Source organism: Jutongia sp., assembly GCF_057878315.1.
Genome location: NZ_DBLXSO010000044.1, coordinates 1 through 25,049, shown reverse-complemented (window position 1 = coordinate 25,049; position 25,049 = coordinate 1). Strand labels below are relative to the sequence as shown.

General features: G+C 48.1%; 26 protein-coding genes. 3 read left to right on the top strand and 23 right to left on the bottom strand.

Features of this window, described 5'->3' with window-relative positions; all coding sequences use genetic code 11:
- The 4 genes from ACZLMD_RS10250 to ACZLMD_RS10235 form a co-directional block, all read right to left on the bottom strand.
- Positions 1-306: hypothetical protein (locus ACZLMD_RS10250; protein ID WP_489495657.1), on the bottom strand; the 306-nt coding region annotated here is incomplete at its 3' end.
- A 63-nt stretch (positions 307-369) separates the two neighbouring features.
- Positions 370-972, bottom strand: coding sequence for a TetR/AcrR family transcriptional regulator (locus ACZLMD_RS10245; protein ID WP_489495656.1), 603 nt, complete (start codon positions 970-972; stop codon positions 370-372).
- A gap of 100 nt (positions 973-1,072) precedes the next feature.
- Positions 1,073-1,240 carry a hypothetical protein gene (locus ACZLMD_RS10240; RefSeq protein ID WP_489495655.1) on the bottom strand — a complete coding sequence of 56 codons (168 nt, stop codon included), beginning with the start codon at positions 1,238-1,240 and terminating at the stop codon, positions 1,073-1,075.
- A gap of 54 nt (positions 1,241-1,294) precedes the next feature.
- The gene (locus ACZLMD_RS10235) at positions 1,295-2,749 is read right to left on the bottom strand and encodes a leucine-rich repeat domain-containing protein (protein ID WP_489495654.1); all 1,455 of its coding nucleotides are present in this window, start codon (positions 2,747-2,749) and stop codon (positions 1,295-1,297) included.
- A gap of 193 nt (positions 2,750-2,942) precedes the next feature.
- On the opposite strand from ACZLMD_RS10235, the gene ACZLMD_RS10230 reads away from it, so the two are divergent.
- On the top strand, positions 2,943-4,046 hold the full coding sequence (locus ACZLMD_RS10230) for a cyclic di-GMP phosphodiesterase (protein ID WP_482521963.1): 1,104 nt from the start codon (positions 2,943-2,945) through the stop codon (positions 4,044-4,046).
- An 80-nt stretch (positions 4,047-4,126) separates the two neighbouring features.
- On the opposite strand, the gene ACZLMD_RS10225 is transcribed toward ACZLMD_RS10230, so the two are convergent.
- The 7 genes from ACZLMD_RS10225 to ACZLMD_RS10195 all read right to left on the bottom strand — a co-directional run bounded on the left by ACZLMD_RS10225 (position 4,127) and on the right by ACZLMD_RS10195 (position 11,060).
- Positions 4,127-4,330: a DUF1858 domain-containing protein gene (locus ACZLMD_RS10225; RefSeq protein ID WP_482521964.1), complete on the bottom strand. Its 204-nt coding sequence runs from the start codon at positions 4,328-4,330 to the stop codon at positions 4,127-4,129.
- A 14-nt stretch (positions 4,331-4,344) separates the two neighbouring features.
- Positions 4,345-5,301, bottom strand: coding sequence for an MraY family glycosyltransferase (locus ACZLMD_RS10220; RefSeq protein WP_482521965.1), 957 nt, complete (start codon positions 5,299-5,301; stop codon positions 4,345-4,347).
- A gap of 82 nt (positions 5,302-5,383) precedes the next feature.
- Positions 5,384-5,902 (bottom strand): hypothetical protein, encoded by a 519-nt coding sequence (locus ACZLMD_RS10215; RefSeq protein WP_484107670.1) that lies wholly within the window; start codon positions 5,900-5,902, stop codon positions 5,384-5,386.
- A 166-nt stretch (positions 5,903-6,068) separates the two neighbouring features.
- Positions 6,069-7,187: a hypothetical protein gene (locus ACZLMD_RS10210; protein WP_484107669.1), complete on the bottom strand. Its 1,119-nt coding sequence runs from the start codon at positions 7,185-7,187 to the stop codon at positions 6,069-6,071.
- A 132-nt stretch (positions 7,188-7,319) separates the two neighbouring features.
- Entirely contained in the window at positions 7,320-7,994 is a 675-nt protein-coding gene (locus tag ACZLMD_RS10205; protein ID WP_482521967.1) for a response regulator transcription factor, read from the bottom strand.
- Between the two features lie 343 nt (positions 7,995-8,337).
- A complete protein-coding gene (locus ACZLMD_RS10200) occupies positions 8,338-8,754 on the bottom strand; it encodes a hypothetical protein (RefSeq protein WP_199877078.1) in 417 nt (138 codons plus the stop codon).
- Positions 8,755-8,924: 170 nt separating this feature from the next.
- Positions 8,925-11,060, bottom strand: coding sequence for a M56 family metallopeptidase (locus ACZLMD_RS10195; RefSeq protein ID WP_484107668.1), 2,136 nt, complete (start codon positions 11,058-11,060; stop codon positions 8,925-8,927).
- Positions 11,061-11,263: 203 nt separating this feature from the next.
- On the opposite strand from ACZLMD_RS10195, the gene ACZLMD_RS10190 reads away from it, so the two are divergent.
- A complete protein-coding gene (locus ACZLMD_RS10190; RefSeq protein ID WP_484107667.1) occupies positions 11,264-13,204 on the top strand; it encodes an NAD(+) synthase in 1,941 nt (646 codons plus the stop codon).
- 87 nt (positions 13,205-13,291) lie between these two features.
- Positions 13,292-14,245 carry a serine O-acetyltransferase EpsC gene (epsC, locus tag ACZLMD_RS10185; protein WP_482523372.1) on the top strand — a complete coding sequence of 318 codons (954 nt, stop codon included), beginning with the start codon at positions 13,292-13,294 and terminating at the stop codon, positions 14,243-14,245.
- 63 nt (positions 14,246-14,308) lie between these two features.
- Here the strand turns inward: epsC and ACZLMD_RS10180 are convergent, their stop codons facing one another.
- The 12 genes from ACZLMD_RS10180 to ACZLMD_RS10125 all read right to left on the bottom strand — a co-directional run.
- The gene (locus ACZLMD_RS10180; protein WP_484107666.1) at positions 14,309-14,608 is read right to left on the bottom strand and encodes a hypothetical protein; all 300 of its coding nucleotides are present in this window, start codon (positions 14,606-14,608) and stop codon (positions 14,309-14,311) included.
- 256 nt (positions 14,609-14,864) lie between these two features.
- Entirely contained in the window at positions 14,865-16,253 is a 1,389-nt protein-coding gene (locus ACZLMD_RS10175; protein WP_118561115.1) for an alanine/glycine:cation symporter family protein, read from the bottom strand.
- Positions 16,254-16,540: 287 nt separating this feature from the next.
- Positions 16,541-17,404 (bottom strand): hypothetical protein, encoded by an 864-nt coding sequence (locus ACZLMD_RS10170; RefSeq protein WP_118561113.1) that lies wholly within the window; start codon positions 17,402-17,404, stop codon positions 16,541-16,543.
- Entirely contained in the window at positions 17,401-17,961 is a 561-nt protein-coding gene (locus ACZLMD_RS10165) for an RNA polymerase sigma factor (protein WP_482522065.1), read from the bottom strand. The genes ACZLMD_RS10170 and ACZLMD_RS10165 overlap by 4 nt, the downstream gene beginning before the upstream one ends.
- 19 nt (positions 17,962-17,980) lie before the next feature.
- Positions 17,981-19,462, bottom strand: coding sequence for a serpin family protein (locus ACZLMD_RS10160; protein WP_489495653.1), 1,482 nt, complete (start codon positions 19,460-19,462; stop codon positions 17,981-17,983).
- Positions 19,463-19,637: 175 nt separating this feature from the next.
- On the bottom strand, positions 19,638-19,943 hold the full coding sequence (locus tag ACZLMD_RS10155) for a LiaI-LiaF-like domain-containing protein (protein WP_484107663.1): 306 nt from the start codon (positions 19,941-19,943) through the stop codon (positions 19,638-19,640).
- Positions 19,940-20,491, bottom strand: coding sequence for a hypothetical protein (locus ACZLMD_RS10150; RefSeq protein WP_482522067.1), 552 nt, complete (start codon positions 20,489-20,491; stop codon positions 19,940-19,942). The genes ACZLMD_RS10155 and ACZLMD_RS10150 overlap by 4 nt, the downstream gene beginning before the upstream one ends.
- A 14-nt stretch (positions 20,492-20,505) precedes the next feature.
- The gene (locus ACZLMD_RS10145) at positions 20,506-21,048 is read right to left on the bottom strand and encodes a hypothetical protein (protein ID WP_482522068.1); all 543 of its coding nucleotides are present in this window, start codon (positions 21,046-21,048) and stop codon (positions 20,506-20,508) included.
- A gap of 13 nt (positions 21,049-21,061) precedes the next feature.
- Positions 21,062-21,586 carry an RNA polymerase sigma factor gene (locus tag ACZLMD_RS10140; protein WP_118561103.1) on the bottom strand — a complete coding sequence of 175 codons (525 nt, stop codon included), beginning with the start codon at positions 21,584-21,586 and terminating at the stop codon, positions 21,062-21,064.
- A 159-nt stretch (positions 21,587-21,745) separates the two neighbouring features.
- The gene (locus ACZLMD_RS10135) at positions 21,746-22,774 is read right to left on the bottom strand and encodes an ABC transporter permease subunit (RefSeq protein ID WP_022307268.1); all 1,029 of its coding nucleotides are present in this window, start codon (positions 22,772-22,774) and stop codon (positions 21,746-21,748) included.
- A gap of 1 nt (position 22,775) precedes the next feature.
- Complete coding sequence (locus tag ACZLMD_RS10130) at positions 22,776-23,849, bottom strand: ABC transporter permease (RefSeq protein ID WP_482522825.1); 1,074 nt, start codon at positions 23,847-23,849, stop codon at positions 22,776-22,778.
- Positions 23,842-25,049, bottom strand: a 1,208-nt coding sequence (locus ACZLMD_RS10125) for a sugar ABC transporter ATP-binding protein (protein ID WP_489495652.1), incomplete at its 5' end; no start/stop codon positions are given. The genes ACZLMD_RS10130 and ACZLMD_RS10125, both read right to left, overlap by 8 nt.

The window sequence follows — 25,049 nt, the reverse complement described above, 5'->3', positions numbered from 1 at the left end:
CGCATGGATCGAACCGGTGTCACTGCTGATGCTGTTGATCTTCATCGTCACCTGCACGACCGGCTTTGCCGCCTGCACCTTACTCTTGTCGGCGATCACATTCGGAACCTGAAACAGGATATCCGCAATGTAATCATCGCCCCACTGATTCTTTGCAAGCGTAAGCGGGCTTGCCCCCTCTGATACGCTCAGGTTATACGACGTACCCGCCGCCTTCACCTGCTGCCCCTGTGGCAGAGCCACACCGGACAGTACCATGGCAAGCACAAGAATCCATGATAATACCGTTCTCTTCATTTTTTTCATTGAAACCTCCTTAACTTTTGCCAAAGCCTTGCGCTTTAGGCTTGTCGTTCGCCTTTCAGCCGCTTACTGCCTCAGCAATACACACGCCTTTTCATACGGAATACCCGCATATACCATATGCATTACACCAACATTCTCGAGCATCTGAAGTGCTTCTTCCCGGCTCACGGTGATCGTTCCATCGATAATAAATGTCACCAGTCCCTGTGTATAGATCACGACTGTATTCATGAACTCACGTGCTTTCTCCTCGCTGAAGCCTACCACGCGGCTAAGTGCCTCGCACAGGGTTTTATTCTTCGTTTCGTCAAATACAGCCCCGATTCCTCCCATCGCAACAAGCCCCTTGGAATCTGTCCGCAGATAACGGATCAGGTTCGGCTCATCAAATGCCATATTCACATATGTCTCTCCTACTGAAAACAACGCCGCTCCCGGATTGTTTCCATTCGACCGCATCTTGGAATTCATATAATTCAGTGCGTATCGGAACAGCTCCTCACGAAATGTTTCCATGTTGCCAAACGACCAGGAGATCGGCTGTGTCGAACATCCGATCTCCTGCGCCAGACGTTTAATATTGATAACCTCATATCCCTCACGGATCACAAGATCCAGTCCTGTACGAAGAATTTTTTCTTTTGGTATTTGTGTCTTTGGCGGCATACTTGTTATACCTCCTCTCCTGCATGTATTATGTAATCTAATTTACATATTATTCGCAAATGCACCAATTGTCAAGGAATTTTGCAGATGAAGACCTGTATTACCACAGGTCTTCATCTGCATCGTCCGATGTAAAATCGCCGAAACCCTTCATGTCTTCTTCGCCAAGAAGTGAAAACCCATCCCCCTCTGACATCTTTTTCTGTTCCTTCTCCTGTGCTTTTAAAACCATTTCTTCCTCTTCTCCAAAAGAAAATAAATCGTCCATAATCATTCTGCCTTTCTTTCTGTCAATGCACAGTTTCTATGATGCTTCTCCCTTTTAACGGACGGCTTTCACGTTACTGAAGCCGCTGAAATATTTCTTTCCAAGGACAACCTTATAAACCTTGACCTTGTAGTAATATTTTCGGTTCTTTTTTAATTTCTTCGCCTTCTGGCTGAACTTGCAGACGGATACCTTGCTGATCGTTTTAACCTTTTTGTAGCCGCCGTTCTTCTTCGTGGAACGGTACACCACATACCCCTTCGCATCTGTTGTCTTTTTCCAGCGAATCGTCAGCTTCTTTCCTTTCCGCTTCGCCTGATTCAACTTTGTCTTCCCTACCTTGACATTAAGTGCGATTGCTGTGGTGTCCACGCCGTCAAAGCTTGTGTTGGAAATATAGGTGACACCCTTCGGAATATTGATGGAATGGATATTCCGGCAGCCTGCAAATGCTCCGTCACCGATCGTTTTCAACGTGTCAGGCAGCACGACCGTGTTCAGATTCTGGCAGCCGTTGAAGGTATTGTTCTCGATGGCTGTCACCCCCTCCGGAATGTTGACGGTATGCAGATTGCCGCATTTTGCAAATGCACCCTCCCTGATCTGCGTCAGTGCTGCATCAAAGATTACTTCATTCAGATTGTTGCACTCCGAAAATGCATATGCCCCCACGCTCGTCACTGTCTGCGGCAGCGTCAGGTTATGCAGGTTATCACAATTGTAAAACAGATAATCCGGAATCTCTGTAATGCTTGATTTCGAAATATCGATCTGAATATTGGAGCATTCGGCAAATGCATAAACACCAAGCTTCGTCACGGATGCCGGCAACGCACTCTGATCCAAAAGCTTTAGATTGGTGCATTTGTAAAAGGCAAAGGTTCCGATCGTCTGCGTTCCCTCTTCCCATTTGGTGACGCCGTTAAAATTACGGGTATTGGCAAATGCATAATCGCCGATCACGCGCACATTGGAGGGTATCTCAATTCCCGGCGTGTTATAGCCCTCAAATGCATAGCCTCCAACATTGACAACGCCTGCCGGGATGCGGTAGGTTCCTGAACTTTGATGCTTTCCAACCGGGTAACGCAGCAGAAGTGATCCGTCCTTACTGAAAAGCACACCCTCCGCATCACTGGAAAGACCTGCGTTTGCAGGGTCTACTGTGAAGCCGGTAATCCCATAGCAGCCGGCGAAGGCAGTCTCATCCACAGAAACAACCCCTGCCGGGATCGTAACCCTCGTGATCCTGTCATGATTCTGATAAGTACCGGACAGAGCCGCCACGCTGATGCCGTCCATTGTCGCCGGCACCGCCACCTCGGTGTCCTGTCCTAAGTATGCTGTCAAAACGGCATGTCCATTGGCATCCAACTCGTACTGATATGCACCATCCGATGAGACTGCCGCCTGTGCTTCCTTCTGCCCTGTGCCGGACAGAACCGCACACAATAACAGTGCTGTCATGATTCCAAGAAATTTCACAGCAAAGCATTCTTTACGATTCATAGCAATCTTCCTTTCTTTGCCTAAAGTACTATTTGAAAACTACTTCTTTCAAGTATAACGAATTTTGTTTTAAAATGCGATAGTTTTTTCAAATTTTCTATTTTGTTTTCACAGAAGTCTTTATCTCTGTTTTAAAATAGGTTATACTATTTGTAGTTATAATTTGTGACAAAATTTAAGGTGGAGATCTACAGTGGTGAAACGATATTTCGTCAGAATCCGCGACCTGCAGACCGGGATGCGGATCGATCAGGACATCCAGAACAGCTGGGGACGTTCATTGATCGTGCGTGGCTCTTATCTGGACGAGTACCAGATCGAGGCACTAAAGAAACTGAATATCAACGGTATTTATATCAAGGAGGGAGAGGACGACGAGGATCTCTCTGCTTCTGCTGAACCGGTTTCTGCCATCGCGCGGAATAACATTGCCAAATACCGCGAAGCAGATCCTGCCAAGGTCAGTCTGTCTGTCAGCGTCAAGAAGAGGATTTCCGAGGGTGTCCAGCATCTGTACAGCGACACAAACAATCCTCATTTCACCCGGACGACCACGACGATCACCAGCGATCTGATGCGTGCCATTGATGACAGCGAGGCGATCGCAGTGGATATCAGCGCCCTGCGCACCAGCGATGAATACACCTTCAAGCACAGCGTGGATGTTGCCACGATGTCCATGATCATTGCCAAGAATATGAAAATGTCCTCACAGGACGTCTACAATATCGGCATCGCCGGACTGCTGCACGACATGGGCAAGTCCAAGATACCGCTCGAGATCCTCAACAAGCCGGGCAAGCTGACCACCGAGGAGTTCTCTCTTATGAAGGAGCATTCTCTTATGGGCTACCGCATCATCAAAGAGAAACATGAATTCAACGACAGCATCTGCTTCGCGGTTCTGCAGCATCACGAGAAGATGAATGGCTCCGGCTATCCGATGGGCGTTTCCAGTGATAAGATTGTTCCGTATGCCAAGATTCTTTCCGTGGTTGACGTCTATGACGCACTCGTAACCGAGCGCCCTTACAAGAAAGCGTACTCCCAGCGGACTGCCGTGGAGATGGTCATGTCCATGTCCGGCGAGCTGGATATTAACGCCATGCGAAGCTTTCTATCCAGCGTTATTCTTTATCCGGTCGACTCTACCGTAGAGCTCAGTAACGGCGAGAAAGCCCGCGTTGTCAAAAACAGCGAGCTTTCTGCACTTCGTCCGACGGTTGTCGGCCTGCAGAGCGGCAAGGTCTACAATCTGGCTGAGGATCTTTCCTGCGCCAGCATCGTAATCCTGTGATCGCTTTGCAACACACGACAACATCGTATCTTTTATTCTTGTATTTTTATTGATCGGCATGCGCCGCACAGTCTTTCCGGTCAGACCGGACCATTGATATGCTTATCCAGCTTCCGGATCAGCTCATCCACATCACAAGAATGCACCCGGCACGCCTGCTCCAGCGTCTCTCTCGGAGACATATGACAGGATACACAGTGCATTCCCATCTCATTAAAGCATTTCTCTGCGGACGGATATGCCTGAAGCACCGCCCCGATCAATGAATATTTCGTCACTACCATTATCGTTTCTCCTTTTACAGATATGCCACAAAAATATATGCAACTGCCACCAGCACGATCTGATAAATACAGAATCGGAAAACAACCTGTGTATCTGACCATTCCTTATTCTTACGGACATGATCGTGAAGCGGTGTCAGCGTGTTTTTTAAAATACTGATCTTGAAGAATCTCTTGAGAAAAATCTTTACCAGACCAATTCCACCATCTATGATAACCACAAGCGCAAGGATTATGTATGCGAACGGATGCCCCGTCTTCATTGCGATCACCGCAATATAAAAGCCCAGCGCGCGGGAACCGGCATCACCCATCAGCATAGAGCTTGGCTTGGAGTTGAAGTACAGATACGCAAGCAGCACGCCCATAAACATCAGACTCGCAATGCCATACTGTCCAAGCTCCTTCGAGAAAAGCACCGTAAAACCACCGAGCACAACCATGCAGAGACTCGCACACAAACCGTCAACGCCATCGGTACAATTCGTTACATTGACCGATACCCACAGAAGTACCACGCCAAGGATAAAATAAACCGGAACCGGAATCGCGATCGTATTGCCGAACAGCATAATATCGGTTGAGTTATTGGTCACGAAGGTCCACATTGCAACAAGGGACAGTACCAGATCAATGGCGCCCTTCTTGTAATCGTTCCATGGCTTGTCGGATGCATCGTCAAGGTATCCGCTGAGCATCATCGCAAACAAAAGAATACAATAGATCACATACTCTCTCGTGATCGGCAGAAACAGCAGTGAGCAGACAATAAACGCACAAACGAAGGTCAGTCCCACGCCTCGCAGCTTGCCCTTGGACAATGCACCGTTTACTGCAAATGCACGTCCCTGATCCTTCGGCAGGAACGGAAACGGAAAGCGCAGCATCAGAAATGTCAGCAAAAATGATACCAGAACGCCCAGCATGGCAATCTGATTGGTTGTTAATAAATCCTTCAGTACATAATACATAGTTTATCCTTTCCTCCGCATGTCCATACATGCAGACAGGCATGAAAACGAGTGCTTCCATGCCTTAATGTATTCTTAATTATTAAATAAGCCGGAAAACTGCCCAGACGCCAATGACAGCTGCCACGATGATCACTGCTGCGATCACACGATGCTTCCACGCCTGCTTCGTCTCCTCACGTTCGACTGCTTTCTTACAAACATCAATCCGTTCCTTACAGTCCTTGTAATCCGGAAAACGATTCAGCTCCGAGATCGCTGTCCGGTAATCCATCTTCGTGACTGCTTCCTCACACAGCTTTACTGCCTCCCGGTACGCTTTCTCTATACCTTTCTTCTCATATGCCCCGGCGCGCTTTCTGCAGTCCGCTGCACGCTTTGCGCTGTCCCCGTAATCGTTGATCTCCTCAAACATTGCCGCCGCATCAAGAAGCGTCTTCACACCTTGTTCGTAACGCGTCACACACTCAAGCGAATCTAACAGCTCCTGGGCACTCCGGTATTTCTGCTCCTCTGTGGTAAGTTCCTCTTCCTCAATAAAATCTTCATCCGGAACCGGCACACTGTTCTTATCTTCCTCTGTCTCTTCAATGATTATCATATAACATACCGATCTTTCTATTCAGAATCCTGTCCTCATAGGGTTACCTACTTATAATAAGCAGGAACGACCGGCTTGTCAACACCGCTGCCGTATCACGGTATCAAAAAGGGGAAAACCCTTTTGCGTGTCACATCAAAATCCCGGCTAATATAAGTACCTGCATCTACAGAAGCATCCGGCACTTGTTTACGATGCGGCGAAGAATATTTTTCTTTCCTTCCAGTTCCTGCAGTCTCTGGCGCTGCAGATCCTGCTCTCTTTTCAGATCAAGCAGTGCCTTTCCAAAGAAAAGAATCGTGTCCTCGTACTGCAGGTCATTGTCCTTCTTCCATTCCGGCAGCTCCTTCTCCGGCCTGGCATCGAAAAGCGTCTCTTGTCCCATATATTCTCTGGCGATCCGCTGATTGATCTCATCGAAGCGCTCCATAAATTTCTGTCGTTCTTCCACGGAAAACATAGAGCTTTCATATTGCTTTTTCTCTGTGCGCGAACAATCCACGACAAGCTTCTCCAGCCAGCACTGTTCTCTGTTCCACCGGGAAGGTTCGTCAGAAAGAAGTCCGTTTAAGATTCTCTTGATCTCCGCATAATTATTATTCAAGCTTAAATTCACCTTACTCTCTAACGGTTCAAATGCGTCCGTGTCAGTGATTCCAAGCACACGCAGAAAGTCGCTGCACAGGTCAAAATTTCCTTCATAGTAAGGCTGCACAATGATATTTTCTTTCCCGGCAAACCCTGCCAGCACCTGCAGATGATGATAATAATCTAACACAATGTAATGCGGCGTCTGCTTCACCATCCGGCCCCATTTCCAGGTCACGCCCTTGCGCCTTATCTGCTGTTTCCAGTAAGATTCCAGATACTGATCCTGACGGCGCAGATAAACGATCAGCTTTAACGCAATGCCGTGCCGCTCACAAAATGCTCCGATCTTTTCCAGACATTCCGGATGATCCCCCTTATAGGTATTCCAGATTGCTTCATCACTGAGAATAACCCGGTCTGTCCGTTGAAACGCCTGTTCCAAAAGCTCGAAGGACTGTTTCTCGATCTCTTTCGTTTTCTCCATATCTGCACTGCCGTCCGCATTCATGATCTTTCCGACCAGAAAATGTGCATTGCGGTTCGGAGATACCATCGGATATCTTCCGGGCATCATCGGATAACTGCAGTTATTCTGCGCTAACGCTTCCGGATTCTGCATCAGAAATAATTGCAGAGAGCTCGTTCCTGTCTTTGGCATTCCGATATGAAGATATAATATTTTGTCCGTATTCATGCGCTTCTTTACTCCTCTTCCTGTCGTCATCGGTGATATTCTACCCGGCAAAGGTGAAATAAAGATTAAAAAAATGTGGCAATTTTGTGGAATTTTCTGTCGGCGACCCGCCACCAATCTCCGCCTAAGCCGCTAATCTTCACTTCGAAGGACATAGCCGACACCGCGGATCGTATGGATCAGCTTTTTGTCAAAGCCCTCATCGATCTTTTTGCGCAGATAGCGGATATAAACATCGACCACATTCGACGAACTCTCACTCCGGTAATCCCAGCTGTTCGTCTCAAGCTGTTCGCGCGTCAGCACGATATTGCGGTTACGCATCATATATAACAGCATCGAGTATTCCTTCGGAGACAGCTCGATCTGCTTCCCGGCTCTGCGCACCATTTGATCATTGACATTAATTTCAAGGTCACCGCAGCGATATACATTTCCGCGGACACCATCCTTTTTGCGGATCAGCACGCGGATCCGTGCCATCAGCTCTGAAAAATGAATCGGTTTAACCATATACTCATCCGCACCGGCATCCAGTCCCCGCACAATATCGGCAACCTCCGCCTGTGCCGTCAGAAGCATTACCGGGGTCTGAATGTCCTTTCGCCGTATCGCATCGACAATATCTACTCCACTCCGGTCAGGAAGATCAACATCCATCAATACTACGTCATATTCTGCCAACTGCAGATAATCCAATGCTGCGCTCCCGGAATTACAGGAATCCACCATGCAGTTCTCCCGCAAGAGCTTTTCTTTGATCACTGTTTTCAATTCCGGATCATCACCAACTGTCAATATGCGCACTGCTGTTCCTCCTTTGCCCGTTTCTCTTTTTATGTAAATTTTTCCATTAATATTTATCTTTTTGGTATGTCATTTTTGTGGCACACCCCTTTTTCACAAATAATGTATGACTTTCTCAATATCTACCATACTATTATAAGATTAAAAAAGAATTAAAACAGGGATGGTGCGCTATGGATGTATTTTCATCGGCGTTTCACCCGGGATCGCGCCGAAGCTTGCACGGATATTGACCCCGTTTTTTGCGCAAAAAAAAGAGCGCGGAATCTACCGCTACTCCTTTATGGCTGCTGATATTGCGTTAATCTCTTCCCACTGTTCTGCAATCGTCCTGTCTTACCGCCTAGAACTTCTTCCCTTTATTAATGAAGCGCATCTCCGACTTCTGCTCTGCATACTGCTGCGCAACAATCTTAAGCCCCTGCAGTCTGTGACACTCCGGACACAACGTTCCAAATTCGATCGGCTTACCGCAGATCTGACAGTAAATGCTGGAAATCGTCTTGCCTGCCTCTCCCTTATACTGGATCCTTCCCTCGCGGATCCACTTTCTGACCTTCGCGATCGGTATATTAAAGTGTTCCGCCACATCAAGTTCCCGCACTTCGTTCTCACGGATGAAATCCTTTACCTCTGCAAACAGATTCGCCTCCCTGCAGCTCGGACAGATATCGTCCTCCTCGTAGACATCCGGCAGAATACGTCCACACTGCGTACACCGCGGTGTATCCACAAATAATTCCCCTGATCTTGCAAGCATGAAAACACCTCCTGTTCTCGTCATGTATCATCACTTCCAAAGGAAACCCTTGAAAAACAGCTTTCCTGCGCTTGTGCATTTGAAATTATTATACTCCAAACATACGTCCTCCGCAAGAATGAATTATTTCGTAGAGTCAGGCATCTGTCCCAAAAAGCGTACACACAAAACTACGATTCTCTGCTGTACTGCAACGAAGTTACATTTCCGGTGGACAGACGATACTGATACGTTCCCTTCACGGAAATATCATCCTTTGCGCTCGCCGCAAAATTGACCTTCAAAACATCATCCCCGGTAATTTCCATTAGGGAATATACAACCGCTCCGTTTTTCTCGAATTTAATATCGTCCGCTCCATATTCCTTAAAAACCTTCTGCAGTGCCTCGTTACCCTCCGCAGGCTGATAACAAAGCCTCTGCTTTTTCACATCGTACAGGGCAAAGGTTCTTCCTGCCGTTCCATTGTAGCTAAGCAGTGCATAACGCTGCTCCTCGCTGTCGGACTGCGCCCACTGCAGATCATAATAATAGCCTTCCACATTCGTGATCGTTTTCGTTCCCGCACGCTGATCCAGCCCCTTCGGATTGATCCGGATCCGGTTGATCGAAAGCCCGCCATTGCTCTGCGCGCTGACCGACACATCCATGATTTCCTTCCCGTCATCCGCCTTCAGGGAATACTGCTGCGTCTGCGCACTGTCTGTCCCGTATTTCGCCCGCCGCTTCTCAAGCTGCTCATCGGTCAGATCCTTCAGCTCGTACCTGCTCTTCTTGTGGTTCCATACATAATAGGAGGTGTCCTCTCCGTCCGATACCGTGATCACGCCACCCGCACCCTGCACATAGGAAAAGACCATGCTTCCCTCCTGCAGCGGCGTCACATCGGACACGTATATTTCCGGGCTGACCGACGTCAGCTTGTCCTCTCCGATATCAATTACATAATATTCATAAGTATTCTGTTTCTTGAGCTGCCTTGCCACAGCGGAGTTCGTCACACTTACCGCCTCATCGGACGCCTTTCTCGCAGAACGTTGTCCAACGGCAACCTCCATGCGTCCATCTTCATTATAATCGACGGTCTCCAGCGAAATATCATCTCTGAAATCCTGTGTGGCACTACCCGCAAACACCTCAGAAAGCTCCAGCGCGGCAAGCGTTTCCTTCTGACTGTTCCGCAGACGAAGCCGGCATCTTCCGTGATATCCGCTGCTTGCCCTGTGCGTTCCCTTCTCGACCACAAGCTCAAGAGTCACCGCACTGCCACTCGCCGTTTTCGTTTCACACCGCGCAATGACACGGTTGTTGATCTGCTTGACCGCATTGCTGTCAAACAACGTCTCCGCAGACTCTCCCGCTGTCTGTCCCCCCCGAAATGTCGACAGCCCAAATGCCGCAAAAACCAGCACCGTCAGGATAAACGCTGCGATCCCGGACTGCCATAACGGTTTACGCCGTGCATACAAAAGCCCCTCGGACCGTCGGAACAGATCCGACTCATAGCCTGTCACAAGGGATAATGACAGCTTCTGCCGTTTCTCCTGCTTCATATTCACAAGAACCTGTGCGCAATGGAACTGCTGCCCGGATCCCGGATGCTGTGCAAACGCCTGATCGCACGCGAGGTTCTGATCCCGCCACAACAGATAATACGCATACCAGATCCCCGGATTCCACCAATGGATACAACAGACCAGAAATGCAAGTCTGCGCCACAGATCATCGCCCCGTTTCTGACGAAGCCTCTGATAAGCAACGATTTCTTTCATTTCTTTTGCCAGCAGTCCCTCCGGAAGATAAATTCTGCCGTGAAACAATCCGGTACGCACCGGATATGCGATCTGCCCGGACTGATATATGTTGTCAAACAAAAGCTCGGAGGAGCATTGCAGCTTCCGGGACAGCGCAAGCTGCTTTACGGCTGTCACAAGCAGCAACAGCACTGCTCCCGCGAGCCAGATCAGCGTGCATGCCTGGTACGCCACCGAAGCCGTCACCTCGCCCTCAAATACATACCGCCATCCGGTCAGAAGTCCCCGGTCCGGAGTGATCGTCAGTCCAAGGGAACGAAGAAGCGTATGAAACTGTCTGTTCCACGCCCCGTAAATACATACCGGACTGCTCATTCCCACCGGACATACCGCCCGGAAAAACAGAATCGCCCACAACGCAAGCCGGAACTTCTTTGACAGCCCGCGAAACAGGAACCGCAGTACAAGCACCGCCGGCAGAAGCACAAGTGCCATGCAGCTCATCGAAAATACCGTATAGAAAATACGATACAGCATATCTATATTATTCATAAAACAAAGTCTCTCCACTCGCCGATATTTATAAAATATATCATAATGTTGGGATCACACCGTCCTTTGTCCCTTGCATCATATAATTTCCATCCGTTATTGTAACACAAATCCCACCACTCTCAAAGAGCTGGTTATGTTGCTTTTTCCCCGCTTTCGGGTATAATGAAAGAATAAAACAAATCAGAAAGGATGACATCGTCATGAAAGATGGATTTATCAAGGTTGCCGCAGCTACCCCAGATATCGAAGTGGGCAATACCGCCTTCAACACGGAGCATATCCTGTCGTGTATGCAGCAGGCGCAAAAGGAACATGTGAAACTTCTGGTATTCCCGGAGCTTTGTATCTCGGGCTATACCTGTAATGATCTGTTCCTGCAAGACATCCTTCTTGACGGCTGTCTTGCAGGGCTGGAGCAGATCCGCAGTGCCTCCGCAGCAATGGATATGGTCATCGTGGCCGGACTTCCGTTTCTCCTGCACGCACGTCTCTACAATGTTGCCGCTGTGCTTTTCCGCGGCAGACTGCTCGGACTCGTGCCAAAGCAGCACATCCCAAATTATTCGGAATTTTACGAGGCACGCCACTTCGCACCGGCACCGGCGGACAACGAGCACATCAACATCCCGGTACTCGGCGCACACGGACATCAGATCCCATTCGGCGCAAAGCTGTTATTTGCGGCAGAAGATCTTCCGGATTTTGTTCTCGGCATTGATATCTGCGAAGATCTCTGGATGCCGGTTCCGCCGTCCTGCTATCATGCCATGGCATCGGCAACCGTGATCGCCAATCTTTCCGCCAGCGATGAGACGACAGGCAAGGAAGCCTACCGCCGGCAGCTTGTCAGCAATCAGTCCGCGCGGCTTATCTGCGGATATATTTACGCGGATGCCGGAGAGGGCGAATCCTCCACGGATCTCGTCTTCGCCGGTCACAACCTGATCGCCGAGAACGGCAGCATTCTCGCACAATCGGAGCGTTTCCATAATGAAATGACCATCTCCGAACTGGATCTTGGACGTCTGGTAAGTGAACGGCGCCGCATGGGAACCTTTACGATCACCCCGCCGGCACAGGCAGGCTATGAGGTTTGCAGCTTCTCGTTCGGACAGCCGGAGGAGACAACGCTGACCCGCTTCTATTCGCGGACACCGTTCGTGCCAAGTGTCAAGGAAGACCGCGACCGCCGCTGCAACGAGATCTTCAATATTCAGGCAATGGGACTGAAAAAGCGTCTCGCCCATACACATTGTAAGAGTGCTGTGATCGGCATTTCCGGCGGACTCGACTCGACACTGGCACTCCTTGTCACGGTGCGTGCATTTGATCTGCTCGGTCTGGACCGCTCCGGTATCCGGGCGATCACAATGCCTTGCTTCGGCACCACCGACCGCACGATGAACAATGCCTGTACGTTGACCCGAAAGCTCGGTGCAACCCTGACGGAAATCCCGATCCACGAAGCGGTCAATCTTCATTTCCGTGATATCGGACACGATCCGGAGGTTCACGATGTTACCTACGAGAACTCACAGGCACGCCAGCGCACGCTGATCCTGATGAATGTTGCCAACCAGTCCGGCGGCATGGTGATCGGCACCGGCGATATGTCTGAGCTGGCACTCGGCTGGGCAACTTACAACGGTGACCACATGTCGATGTACGGTGTCAATTGTTCAATACCTAAAATGTTAGTGCGTTATCTTGTGCTTTATTATGCAGAGACCACCGAGGATTCCAAGCTTCGCGATGTTCTGTTGGATATTCTGGATACACCGGTCAGCCCGGAGCTGCTGCCACCGAAGGATGGCAAGATTTCCCAGAAGACCGAGGATCTGGTCGGACCTTACGAGCTGCACGACTTTTATCTGTACTATATGATGCGATTCGGCTACACACCTTCGAAGATCTACCGTCTCGCCTGCTACACCTTCCGGGATGCCTACGACAGAGCCACGATCTACAAATGGCTGCGCACCTTTTACCGGAGATTCTTCTCCCAGCAGTTTAAGCGTTCCTGTCTGCCGGATGGTCCGAAGGTCGGAAGTGTTGCCCTCTCCCCACGCGGTGACTGGCGCATGCCAAGTGATGCTTCTGTGGCAATGTGGATGAAGGATCTGGATACGATCACACCATAGTGCATAAACATATATAAGTATGATGCAAGGGTCAAAATCCCTTCTACCCCCTGCATCATAATAAATCAGAAACGAGGATTGAATAACATGGATAAAATTATAGAACATAATGTAAATGATATTGTCGACACCATTCTGAACGATTACACGCATGACCGTTCCATCGACAAAATGAAACTGTTCACCCAGCCGGACCGCTTTGTGATCATCAAGATCATCGACAATCTGATGAAGATCATGTATCCGGGCTATTTCCGGGACACCTCCCACAAGATCTACATTATGGAGAACAGTACCCGTGTACTGATCGAGGATACACTGTTTCGTCTGAATAAGCAGATCGAGCTGGCACTCAAATATTCTCCGGATTACGAAAACGCCGACGACTGCGAACTCCATGTGGAGGCACAGCGTCTGACGGTTGCTTTCTTCCACACACTTCCAAAGGTCCGCGCTCTTCTGGAAACCGATCTGCAGGCAGCCTTTGACGGCGATCCTGCTGCTTACTCCAAGGAGGAGGTTATTCTTTCTTATCCGGGTCTGCAGGCGATCACGATCAATCGTCTCGCGCACGAGCTGTTCCGGCTTAAGGTGCCTCTGATCCCGCGTATCATGACAGAGTATGCTCACAGCACGACCGGTATTGATATCCATCCGGGCGCAACCATCGGCGAATATTTCTTCATCGATCACGGAACCGGCATCGTTATCGGCGAGACGACTACCATCGGCAAGAATGTCAAGATTTATCAGGGTGTTACCCTCGGTGCTCTTTCCACCCGCGGCGGTCAGAAGCTGCAGGGTAAGAAGCGTCACCCTACGATCGGCGACAATGTAACGATCTACGCCGGTGCATCTATTCTGGGCGGCGACAGTATTATCGGTGAGAACTGCGTGATCGGCAGTAACGTTTTCATTACGACATCGATCCCGGCTGGAACCAAGGTCAATATCAAGAATCAGGAATTAAAGTATCATCAGGGACACAAGACTGTCAATGAACCGGTCGACCCGGAGGAGACGTGGTTCTATATCATCTAATGCAAAAGGGGATGTGAAAAAACTCGATTGAGTTTTTTCACATCCCCAAAAAATGTTCGAAAATTACCCCTGGTATATCAGAAGTTCCTGTACTGCTTCTTTTCGAAGTTTCTCCTCTTCTACTGTCCTCTGTTGTCTTTCTTTATCCATGTAGCAAACTTCATATACAACTGGATTAAAAGATGTGACTTTCATATAAGCAGTGAGTGATAACGGAATAGATGCTACATCTTCTTCCAGATAATGGTCTCCAAGCTCACGGAGAATATCTGCGATTTTATCAATGTCTTCTGTATTTCCAACTTCTACCGTAAACGGTTCACGGTCATACAGTTCTTCATCGTCAGCACTTGAAAAATACAATTTCTTTCCATAAGAAAATCTGTAGATGAGATATCTTGACGATTTCGCAACCTGTTTGTAACGTCCGGAAACTTTTGATACAATACCGTATTAAGTGTATTGTCATTATGCTTTTCCATATAGGTTCTGCCATTTGATTTGAACGTCCGCGATGATGCCTGCACCGTTGTCGTCCTGACATTGGTTATCGCAAAACATCCCAGAACCATAAACAATAACAACAGACATAGTTTCAAATGCTTTCTCTTTGTGTTTTTCATTTTCTTTTTTCTTTTTCGTATTCTTTCAGTTCTTTCAGAGCCTTCTCACCCTGTGGGTAAAGAATGATGATATTAAAGATCGTCATCAGTCCGATTCCAACATCACCAAGATCCCACACAAATGTATATGCTGCAAGGCCGCCGATGAACATCATCACAAGCGCCAGTACTTTGTATGCAGTCTGTGAAGCCCAGTTATCTCCGAAAAGATATGCAACATTGCATCTCGCATAAAAAAGGATGCCCAGAAACGTCGAAAAACTGAATAAAAACAGCGTCGCCGCAATAAAGATCACACCAAAACGGCCAAGATGATGTTCCATTGCTGTCTGCAGAAGATCCATTCCGGAAAGTCCTGTAACTTTTTCTTCCGGCGCAAGCAGCATGATAAATGCTGTACAGCTGCAGATCACGATCGTATCCACAAATACCCCGAGCGCCTGTACCAATCCGGCTTTGACCGGCTGGTCACATTCTGCCGCTGCTGCCGCACACGGAGCAGATCCGGAACCTGCTTCATTCGAAAACAGTCCACGTTTGATTCCATTCATTAGGACTGCGCCAAAACCGCCGGCTGCTGCCTGTCGGAATCCAAATGCTTCCTCAAAAATTCTTGCAAAAACACCCGGCAAACTTCCAAGATTCATCACAATGATCAGAATCGTGATTGCAAAATAGCATACCGCCATGACCGGCACTACCATATCCAGGATCTTAACTGTCGCATCTTTACGAAGCACTATCACAGCAGCCACAGCAACAAGTACTACCGTCATATAGATCGGCGGAATGGAAAATGCATTTTTAAATGAAGAAACAACAGAATTGCTGATCACTTGACTGATACCGCACCAGCAGATCAGACCGGAGATTGCAAACAACACAGAAATCACCACTTTGTTTCTCTTTTTCTTCTGTTTTTCTTCTACATATGCATGAATATAATACGCCGGACCGCCGCGGTAACCTCCGTACAGCGGATCTTTTTCTTTATAAAGCTGTGCCAGTGTCGCTTCAATAAAAGCTGTTGATGAACCGATAATTGCCGTCACCCACATCCAGAAAACCGCACCGGCGCCGCCTGCCGAAATTGCCGCAACAACACCGACCAGATTTCCCATACCGACACGGGTTGCCGTCGAAACGATCAGTGTCTGAAATGAAGACAGACTGTTTTTTTCTTGTTTCTTCTCAACCAGTGCCTGCACCATATCCGGGAACAGGCGAATCGGCAGAAAACGCGTCCGAACCGTAAAATAAATTCCTGTAGGAATCAGTAATATAATCAGAAGCGAAATCCCCAGAGTGCTGCCGCCCGGCAGTGGAATCTGCACCAGATCTCCCCACAGAAAACTATATACTTTCTCAATCAGAGTAACTATCATACTTTAAACCCTCTTCCATACTCACAACATCCGGGATACATGCTGCTCACGTCATCTACAACAGCCTGATTCCCGGACAGATACCATAATAGTATAGCCCCTATTAACCCTTAAACGCAAGTACTTTTAGGGTTTAAAGTCAAAAACTTTAAATAATTAAATCTTTCACCTTACCAAAACTGTTCACATATATCCAGTGTAAACTTTCTTGCTTCCTCTACCGCCATATTCATATCCGCCGGCGAAACTCTTCCTTTTAATAAAATCACATCCCCTTTTGCCCCTTTTTATTGTAACACTGCCTCATATTTTCCACCGGTACATCTGATCGTCAGTCTTCCATCAGAAACCTTATTCCCTTCGGCGTCCGTACACAGAATCTTGATCTCCGCCTTTGCTGATGCTTTCATCACACAACGAAGCTGTGTTCCGGACGGACAGATTACGACCGTTGTTTTGTTTTCTTTCCGGACAAACTTCGCAGCTTTCGCTTTCGTCTGTCCTTCCTCCACCATGTGTAACGTCGCTCCGGATGCAGTCAGCCTGTATTCCCCCTGCGTATCCTGTCCGCCAAACTGCAGCGCAAATTGTACTTTCTTTTTCTTGCCGGATCCGGTTCCGGTCACACAAAGTCCGGTTCTTTTCTTTGCTTCTATTTTATCCCCCTTTAAAGCAGTATCTGTATCCCCGGCAGCATCGCCGTCTTTGTCCTCTCCGTTTTCCAAAAGCATGTCTGCACTATCACTGAACAGCTGCTTCTGCGTTTCTCCGGCACTGCTCTTGCTTTTACCGCTTTCACTGCTTTTTACACCGGCATATTCATTCAAAGCCCATACCTCGATTGCCGCGTCCTTCGTATTCTTCGGCTGATCCGCTGCACTCCCGGAATCGCTCTGTAATATACCTGATTTTTCAACACTTTGCTGCTGCCGCACAAAATCCCGGTCGTGTTTCCCCAAAACGACCACACATAATACTGCCGCAGCGGCAAGCCCGCCGATAATCTCCCGTCTGTGCCTTCTCTGTCTGCGGTAAGCCCTTGTCTCCGTCTCGTTTTCCTCTGTCTCAAGTGCCTGCTCAAGCATATCCTCCGGAAGCTGTCCGATCGCATCCAGCAGCTTTTCCGCCTCCGTTATCCCCCGTTTGCTCACAGATACACCGCCTCCTTTCTAAGCCATGTCCGAAGCTCTTTGCGCATACGGCCAAGCACCGACTTCACAGTTCCCTCCCGCATGTCGTGCCTCTCCGCAATTTCCCGTATCTGCATCAAATAGAAATATCTCTGTAGAAAGATTGACCGATTTCTCTGTGTCTGCTGCCGCAGAAATGCTTCAATCGCCCCGGTCAGTTCCTGAAGCTCGATACGCTCCTCGACTCTTCTGCCATCAGAAACACATTCCTGCAGCTCCTCCAGTGCCAGCTTCACAATACCCCCTCCTCTTCGGTCTGCGTGCATGTTACGGTATCTGTTCAGAGAAAGATTACGGACGATCTTCGCCAGAAAGCCCCGCAATGCCCTCGGCCGCTCCGGCGGGATCGCATTCCAGGTCTTTAACCAGGTATCATTGACGCACTCTCTGGCATCCTCCGCATCGTGAACGATCCGGTACGATACGCTGTAACAATAACCGTTATATTTAGTTGAAAGTTCTCTGAGACCATGCTCCTGTCTGTCCCAGATCAATTGTACGATCTCCTGATCCTCCATACGCTTCTCCTGTCCTTGCTTATTCTATCCGGTTGACCGCCCCCACAAAAAGCGGCAGTCCCTTTTCATTGCTGACTACGATCAGAAATGGGCGATTGCATTTCATCACCATTTTTATATCCGCCCACGCCAACGACTTGTTCATCACCACCTGCGTATAGGATGCCACACTACATCCTTTCTCGTCAACCCGCATTGCACCAAACTGCTGTGCATCCGAGACAAAAACATCCTTCTTCCCTCCATCCTGAAACAGCGGAGAAAAGTCTGCCTTTTCCTCCGAAAATACATTATGAACACCCATCTCCTCAAGCATCGGGATCAAATTCAGTTCGGACTTAAAATCAAGCTTCGGCATTGTCAGATCAACCATCGCCTGCGTCCAGTCAGAAGACTGCGGATCACACAGTGAGATTATCCTGCTGATCGTTCCTTCCTTATAAAACTCCTCTGCAGAAATCCCCTTCTTAGGAAGGATCACATTCATCCTCGCACTGCGCAGCGGCAGTGAAACCGCCTGGAATTTCTTCGTCTCCATAAACATTCCGGTGAAATTTGCGCTCATAAATTCACATTTCTCCGGATCAATCTTTTCTTCCTCCGTTGTATTGCCGCAGGTATAAGTGCTCTGTCCGTAAAATGTCCCCGTGTGCGTATACTTCTTATTAAAAATCGGCTCATCCCACTGATCCTTAAAATTCAGCGTCGAAAGAAGCATCAGCACCATATTCTGTTCTGTCTGAATACTCTTTGCGGTCTGTTCGTTTAATTTTCCTCCGGTCTGCTCGTCAACCCAACCCTTGATCTGACGGTCAAACGAAGAATCGCCCATCGTTCCGGTATTACATGCAGCCCGGTAGTTATTCTCCAATGCCTTTAAAACCGGAGCCCGGAAATCGTAGCGATCGCTCAGCCAGACCGAATCCGCCAGCCGGCATTTCTTAGAAGAGACCGATGCATACAGCATCTGCGCAGCTTTCCGGATCACCGCCTGCTCCTGCTTGCGGAGTGCGGCGTCCACCTCCTCCTTACTCATGTCTGACGAAAAATCCCCATTCACCGCAATCCCGCCTATCGCATTGCGGATCTGCTCCCTTGTCCGCCCGTCGCTCATCTCCGTCAGCATCCCAAGCACAAGATACAGATTTGCCGGTGAATATAACACCGCCGCCTGCTGCGGGTTATCTCCCCAGCTCTGCTTCAGAAACTGCCGCAGGGATTTCCGGCAATACTCCACATACAATTTCTGCGCCTCCGTGTCACTCAGTAACGCCGCTTCCCCCGATACACCGCCCTGTGCTGAAGAAGTATTTCCGCCTGATACGCCGCCCTGCTGTGCCGAAGCGTTCCCAGTCGTCGGCTCCGCTGTCCTTTCCGTCTGGAAACAACCCTCCTTGTACCACCCACTTGCCACATCCGAAGCCGCACCACAGCCCGTCATTGTCACCGCAAGCACCATTCCGAGTGCCACCGCCTTTCCTAAAACGTGTCTTTTCCGCATAATAATCATTCCTTTCTGATTAATCTGTTTGATGTCGGGACAAGATGTCTTTTGCATCAACTGATGCTACGGATTGCTCGCTTGCATCATCTACTTATATAGACACGCTTTTTTCGAAAAGGTTGCAAAAAAAGCAAAACTTCCTGCAAAATATTCTTTTACAGGAAGTTTTATTTCACCAGTGAATCCAGACGTTCTCCGGTACGTTAGTCAGAAGCCAGTCCGCTCCCGCCATGCACATCGTAAAGCCCGTCAGCAGAAACAGGATCACAAGTGCGCCAAAATCATATTTTTCATTTCCGTTCGGAGATATGAGTGTGTAAAATAATATTTCAACGCCCAGCACAACCAGAATCGCCGGCCAAAAATGGAATATTAGTATATAATCCAATACACCGCCAAAGATGTGTACCAAAAACAGGACACCAAATGCCACAAGCGTAAGTCCCAGTGTTACCGTTCCTATCCTTCGCTGTCTCATTTCTCATCTCTCCCTTCCAGATATTTCCTCTCATCCTCTGTCAGATCTTCCTTTTTGCCACGGATCAGACGGATTCCGAACCAGATCACAAGACATGCCACGATAAGCTGCGGAAGGTCTCTGCTGATCATTTCATTAACCGCATACGGGATCCAGATATTAAACCGCGTCATAACAGAAAGTGCATCGTTGCACAGAAGATATGCGCCAAGGCAGATCAGCACTGCCGCAAGACCTTTTCTTCTCTTGCCGGCATTCAGCTTCGGCAAAGCATCCAGACCATCCACAAACATGAACTTATCTTCCTGTGCCGCAAATTCCTCTTCCGTCATCGCATTTTTGTTGATCGCATCAAAAAATGCGTAAAACCAGATCACAAAATCAAACAGATAGATTGGGATATCATAGAACATGCTGGACAGCAGCGCCACAACAATAAATGTTGACATCAGGCTGACACCCTGCTTAAAGAATCCCAGAAACATCTGTCCGGCTCCGGGGATACATGCAAAACAAAACGTTAAAAACGGATTTTTTTTCTTTCTCATTACAATAAGCCTCCTTATTTAAATTGATCAAACCATTTTTCCGCACCCCGGCGGCTGTCCGGTTCGGTTCTTTCCTGTTTTCGCTGCTCTAAATATTTTCGCTGCTTCTCCTTCTGTTCCTGCAGCCTCTTGGACTGCTCCTTTTCATATTGCTGCTTTCTTGCCGCCTCATCCGAGGAAGCCGTCCGCTCTCGTTGTGTCGAAAGCTCTGTCACAGCATTTTTCCAGGATGCCATCTGCTGCCATGCACTGTTGTCCATGAAATTCACAGACACCATAAGTCCCAGTGCCATGCACATGCCAAGTGCCACTCTGGTGCAATAACGGTAATATTCCCGCTGCCGCTGACGCCTTCCTGGAATCCTGTCTGCCTGTTCCAGAATCTCTGTCCGAAGCCCCCGCGGCACGGATAACACCTGACTTTCCGGGAGTCCTGCTGCCAGCTTTCCTGCACAGTATTCGCACTGTGCCACATGATGTAACAATGCAATTTCATCCGCCTGCTCTAATTCATGCCGATAATATTTTCGGATCTGTTCTTCCGTAATATGTGCCATAATGCGCCTCCTTTCATGGTTCTGCTATCCGGTGTTTCAATTTCTTCTGAAGCATTTTCTTCGCCCTGCCGATCTGCGTCTGCACGGTTTTCAGCTTCACGCCCCGCATGTCTGCAATCTCCCTCGCTGTATGGTCACAGCAGTAAAATTCATACGCTACCTGTCCATACGGCGGCTTCAGATCGCGGCACGCCTGTTGTAGTTCCCCTTTGATCTCTTCATCCAGAAATCGTTCCTCCGGCGATGAAACTGTCCCGGCCCGGCTTTCCAGCACCTCATCCTCGGAAGGCATTTCCTTTCGCCGCTTCTGCTTCAGGAAATCCAGACATTTGTTGGTAGCGATCTTTGTTAAAAATGCTTTCTCGTTCTGTCCATTGAAGCGTTCCAGCACTTTGTAATATGTAAGAAATGTTTCCTGCGTCACATCTTGTGCGTCAAAATAATCCCCTACCATACGATAGCAGATGGAAAAGATCAGCCGCTCATATTGCTCCAGCGCGATCTCCAGCCGCTTTGTCTGTATGGAATTGTCCGTCAAGTCTCATCACCTCCTTTGTCCCCCTCTCATTATATATAACGAGTGGCGGGAGAGAAAGTCTTCAGGATTTTTTAATTTAATTCAAAAACTGCCCCACAAGCAATCCACCGCTTGCAGGACAGTTTCTCTGGCATATTATCATTCTAGTTGTTTCTTGTTTTATTTCTTCTTTTTCTTTCTTTTTACTGCGGCGATCACAGCCTGCAATACAATGAAGAAGCAAAGCAGAGCAGATAATGTAATTCTTACCCACCAGCTAGACAGTGTTCCCTGTGTCGTGATCAGACTGGAAATAGTACCGTTGATCAGTACACCAAACAGGGTTCCGATTACCGTTCCAACACCACCGCTTAACAGTGTACCACCGATGACAGCAGAAGCGATCGCATCCATCTCAAGTCCCTTTGCCTGCTCTACAAAGCCTGCACAACTGTTTAAACAAAACAGGAAGCCGCCCAGACCGGCTAAGAAGCCGTCCAGCACATATGCTTTCATCTTGGTTCGTTTTACATTTAAGCCCATCATAACAGCACTTTGCTGATTGCCGCCGATGGCATAAAGACTTCTGCCAAACTTTGTGAACTTCAGCATGATCGTGATCAGGATCACTACCGCCAGCGCTATGATCACCGTTGGATATATGTATGCCGGAATAAAGATTCCCCTTCGGTTATATGTTCCAAACGGAAGATTGATCCGGTAGTTTGCCCATTTCAAAAATGTTTTATTCTGGATAGCGATCATGTCTGTACTGATCACTGCCGTCAGCCCGCGCCCGAAGAACATTCCGGCAAGTGTTACGATAAACGGCTGGATCTCCAGATATGTCACCAGATAACCCTGAACGATTCCGAAAAGTGTACCGATCAGAAGAGAGATTACAACTGCTGCCACGGCGCTCATTCCTTTATTTTCCATGGCATAAGCCGCAGACATGCACACCAGTGCAGTGACCGAGCCGACAGAAATATCAATTCCGCCTGTGATCATTACAAGTGTCATACCACATCCGATCACGATCAGACCAGCATTGGAAATAAAGAGATTCATGAACATCTGCGGTTTTGCAAAGCCTTTGTCGTTGAATATTATCATTCCCGCAATATACATTACTGCAAATAATGCGATTGTAATCATCAACAGGAATGTGCTGCTATTAATTTTCTTTTTTGATTTTTTCTTTTCCATATCAATGACCACCTTCCATCGCTTTATTCCTTAAAGCTCTTTTTTGCTTCCATGCTTCCATGTTTCTGCGAAATACCGGGCTCTGGATCACAACAATGATGATGACAACGATTGCCTTGTAAACCGGAAGCTGATCCGCAGAAACTGCCATTGCGTAAAGCGTGGTTGTCAGTGCCTGGATCGTATAAGCTCCGATGACAGATCCCATGATGCTGAATTTACCACCACTTAAAACATTGCCTCCAAGTGCAACTGCAAGGATCGCGTCCATCTCCAGATTCAATCCGATATTATTGGCGTCAGCGGAATAGATCCGGCTGGAAGCAACAATTCCTGCCACACCTGCAAGTACACCACAGATGACATAAGTCAGGAATTTGATCATCGTGGAGTTCAGACCAACCAGCCGTGATGCGGAACCGTTGATTCCAACACTCTCAATGTAAAGACCAAGCGCTGTCTTTTTCAATATAATATTGATCAGTATGATTGCTGCAATGGCGAAAAAGATCGGTGTCGGTATCGGACATTTTCCAATGTAACCGCCCATTACCTTAAAGGAATCGACACGGACATATGTGATCTGTCCCTTTGTAACAAGCTGCGCGATTCCTCTTCCTGCCGTATACAGAATTAACGTTGCAACCATTGGCTGGATTCCCAGATTCGCCACAAGAAATCCATTAAATGCACCGCAGAGACCTGCAACAATGATTGCTGCAATAATAGCTAATGCCATGGAGTTCATCAGCGTATCTGTCGACACCTGTCCTCCGGATAATATCTGGCAGCATACCGAAGCCGCCACCGCCATGACTGCTCCAACACTGATATCCTGTCCTCCGGATGCCGCCGTAACCAGAGTCATTCCGATTGCTACGATCACAAGCTCTGAGGCACGATTGACAACATCAACCAGATACCCGTACAGGACACCGCCCTTCATGGATATTACAAAGAAATCCGGCGTCTTGATCACATTTACTAAAAGTACAACAAGCAGACAGACAATTGGTAAAAACAAATGATGCTGTGTAATCGCTTTCCAATTAAATTTTTTCTTTTCGTTACTCATTGGACTTTTCACCTCCTGCTATGGTCTCCATGATCTTCTCCTGTGTCAGATCATCGCCCTCTATCTCGCCAACCTTTTTGCCGTCACGAAGAACTGCCATTCTGCTGCAGGTACGAAGCATCTCTTCCACCTCGGAAGAAATAAATGCTATTGACTTGCCCTCGTCAGCCAGCCGAAGCACCAGCTTCTGTATCTCCGTCTTCGTTCCAATATCAATACCACGGGTCGGCTCATCCAGGATCAGGAATCTCGGATTGGTCAAAAGCCATCTACCCAGAATAACCTTCTGCTGGTTTCCTCCTGACAGACTCTTGATCGGTGTTTCCATACTTGCCGTTTTAATCTGCAGTAAATTGATAAAGTTTGTTGCCGCATCCTCCATTTCCTTTCGTTTCATCGGATGGAACATGCCGCGTTTTGCCTGAAGCGCAATAATAATATTCTCCCTTACGGAAAGATCTGCCAGGATTCCATCCTTTTTGCGATCCTCCGGAAGATATGCCATTCCTGCTTTCATGGCATCTAACGGTGTATTGATCTTTACCTTTTTGCCAAATACACGGATTTCACCGGAGTCCGCCTTGTCTGCACCATAAATGGAACGTACCATCTCGGAACGTCCGGAGCCAAGCAGACCGGTAAGACCAACTACCTCTCCTTTGTTAAAGATCATGTCAAACGGTTTGATCGTTCCATGATGAGAAATTCCCTTTGCTTCGATAACGGGTTCTCCTTCTTTGACCGAGCCGATCCTCTCACTCTTAATATCTGCCAGGTCATCAAAATCCTTGCCCATCATTTTGGCAACCAGCTGGACTCTCGGAAGATTTTCCACGTCATACTCACCGACAAGCTCTCCGTTTCGAAGAACCGTGATCTTATCGCAGACCTCATATACCTGTTCCAGGAAATGTGTTACAAATATGATTCCAACACCTTTTGCCTTAAGCTTTTTCATCAGGACAAACAGTTTCTCAACCTCATCCTCATCCAGGGAAGAGGTCGCTTCATCCAGAATCAAAACCTTACATTCCATATCAATTGCCCTTGCAATGGCGATCATCTGTTGAATTGCGATAGAACACTCATCCAGGAGCGTTGTCGGTGTGACCTCAATGTCTAACGACTGCAGCAGTTTTCTGGATCTTGCATTCATTTCACTCCAGTTGATCATACCAAGCTTTCTTGGTTCTCTTCCGA